Here is a 2,356-nt window from a genome sequence, read left to right as displayed (position 1 = left end):
CCCCCCCCACGGCTCCTTTCGTTTCAGGCAGTTTCATTGCGGTGTTGGCCTCGCGTGCGGTATGTTACTCGTAAGTAACTTACTGATGAGTACTAATGAAGGAGCTCCATGTCCAAGGCAGCCATCGACATCGACAACCTCCCCTACGCGGACGGCGACTTCTACGCCTTCGAGCAGTTGCTCACACCGAAGGAACAGGACAGGCTGGCCGAGGTCCGCTCCTTCCTGGACCGGGAGGTCAAGCCCATTGCCGTGGATTGCTGGAACCGCGGCGAGTTTCCCATGGAGCTCATTCCGAAGCTGGCGGAGATCGACCTGGTCAGCCCTGTGCGCCGCCAAGGCTACTCCAACCTGTTTGCCGGCATTGTGCACGCCGAGGCCACCCGTGCGGACGCCTCGATCGCCACGTTCATGGGCGTCCACGACGGACTGTTCACCGGCTCGATCGAGGCCCTCGCCTCCCAGGAACAGCAGGATGCCTGGCTGCCGGACATTTATGCGCTCAAGAAGATCGGCGCCTTCGGGCTCACTGAACCACTCGGCGGCTCCGACGTCGCCGGCGGCACCCGAACCACCGCCCGGCGTGAGGGTGACACTTGGATCCTGAACGGCGCGAAGCGCTGGATCGGCAACGCGACCTTCTCCGACTGGGTGGTCATCTACGCCCGCGATGTGGCCGACAACCAGGTCAAGGGATTCCTGGTGGACACTTCCCTGCCAGGCTACTCGGCCGCCATGATCGAAAACAAGATCTCACTGCGGACCGTGCAAAACGCCGACATTACGCTCGAGAACGTGGTGGTCCCCGACTTCTTCAAGCTGGCCAACGCCAATAGTTTCCGCGACACCAACAAGGTCCTCAAAGTCACCAGGCTCGCCGTGGCGTGGCAAGCGGTGGGGCTGCAGCTCGCGGCGTTCGATATTGCTCGCCGCTACGCCGTGGAGCGCCAGCAGTTCGGCAGGCCTCTCGCATCGTTCCAGCTCGTCCAGGACCAGCTGGTGCAAATCCTCGGCAACACCGTCAGCTCGATGGGCATGATGGTCCGCCTCGCCCAGCTGGAAGACGCCGGCATCGCCCGCGACGAGCAGTCAGCGCTGGCCAAAGCCTTCACCACGGCCCGCATGCGGGAAAGCGTCGCCATGGGCCGGAACATCCTGGGTGGCAACGGCATCGTGACGGACTATGGGATGGCAAAGATCTTCTCCGACGCCGAGGCCATCTATTCGTACGAAGGTACCCAGGAGATCAACACCCTGGTGACCGGGCGTGCCATCACCGGGGTATCAGCCATCGTCTAAAGGCTGACGGACGAGACCTGCCCCAGCCACGGAGGAACATCGTCGGCCAGCTTCAATTCCGTCAGTCAGCTTCAATCCAGCGGCAGCAAGATCGATGGCCTCAGGTCCGTCACAAATGCCAGCGGATTGACGTAGTCGTCGCCGCGCCGGACGCCCCAGTGCACGCACGGCACGGGCCCGCAGTGTCCGGGCGCGAGGACGCCGATCACCTGGCCCTTCGTTACATGTTCGCCCTTTGAGAGTCCGCTGCTGACCGGTTCGAAGCTGCTTCGCAGGCCTTCGCCATGGTCGATGGTGATGACCGGCCTGTCCACCACCACGCCCACGAAGCTGACCACGCCATCCGCGGGCGAGGTGACCGGGGCGCCGTCGTACGCTGCTTTCAAGTCCACGCCGCGGTGCCCGCTCAACCACGGCTTGTCCGGCGGATCAAAGGCGCGCAGCACAGCGGGCTTGGGGGAGAGCGGCCAGTCCCAACCGGGCCGGGCAGTTGGGGCGGCCGGCGGCATGCCTGCGCCCAGCAGCGCGATTACCCCAAGTAGCGCAACGAGCAAGGCGGCTGGGGAACGCTTCAAAAGCACCATGGACCAAGCCTCGAACCGACAGCCGCCCCGCGGAAGATCCAAGTCCGGCCATGTGGAAAAACCGGCCGGATCGGGCTTGGATTCAAGGCCCCGTTCCGGGCGCCTGACGGTCACCGCCGGTGGGTCGCTGTAGTACACTTGTTTGAGCAGTTTGCTGTGCCCTCAGGCTTGTACAGAAGCGCGTCTCATTCAGATGCGCGAGGGGCTCAGGCTGACTACGCGTATCCAGCCCTCCACCAGCGAAGCCCAGCGGCTTCAGGCTGCGGAGGATTGTGCCTCCTGCGGTCCGGCCATGCCGGATGGGAAGTGCAATGGATGCCAGGAGCCAGGCCCATCCGGGTGAGGCTAATCAACCGTTAACTATTGGCAGGGTAAGAGCAGCCCCTGGGCTCTCTCATGAATGACCTGCCGGAAGGAGCGTCGGCATGCCCGTCGTAACTATGCGCCAGCTGCTTGACAGCGGCGTCCACTTT

2 protein-coding genes are annotated in these 2,356 nt (G+C 63.6%); one reads left to right on the top strand and one right to left on the bottom strand.

The window, feature by feature from the left end; genetic code table 11:
• The first annotated feature begins 108 nt into the window (after positions 1–108).
• On the top strand, positions 109–1,299 hold the full coding sequence (locus J1902_RS00010; protein WP_207614147.1) for an acyl-CoA dehydrogenase family protein: 1,191 nt from the start codon (positions 109–111) through the stop codon (positions 1,297–1,299).
• 71 nt (positions 1,300–1,370) lie between these two features.
• On the opposite strand, the gene J1902_RS00005 is transcribed toward J1902_RS00010, so the two are convergent.
• Positions 1,371–1,883, bottom strand: a complete 513-nt coding sequence (locus tag J1902_RS00005) for a M23 family metallopeptidase (protein WP_207614146.1) — start codon at positions 1,881–1,883, stop codon at positions 1,371–1,373.
• Between the last annotated feature and the right edge of the window lie 473 nt (positions 1,884–2,356).

This window comes from Arthrobacter cavernae (genome assembly GCF_017368795.1).
Classification (GTDB): domain Bacteria; phylum Actinomycetota; class Actinomycetes; order Actinomycetales; family Micrococcaceae; genus Arthrobacter; species Arthrobacter cavernae.
Note: the sequence above shows the minus strand (reverse complement) of the source record. Positions and strands in the feature narration are given on the sequence as shown.

Excerpts from the sequence above, each read along its gene's own strand:
- J1902_RS00010 (WP_207614147.1), top strand. The coding sequence starts at position 109 with ATGTCCAAGGCAGCCATCGACATCGACAACCTCCCCTACGCGGACGGC.
- J1902_RS00005 (WP_207614146.1), bottom strand. The coding sequence starts at position 1,883 with ATGGTGCTTTTGAAGCGTTCCCCAGCCGCCTTGCTCGTTGCGCTACTT.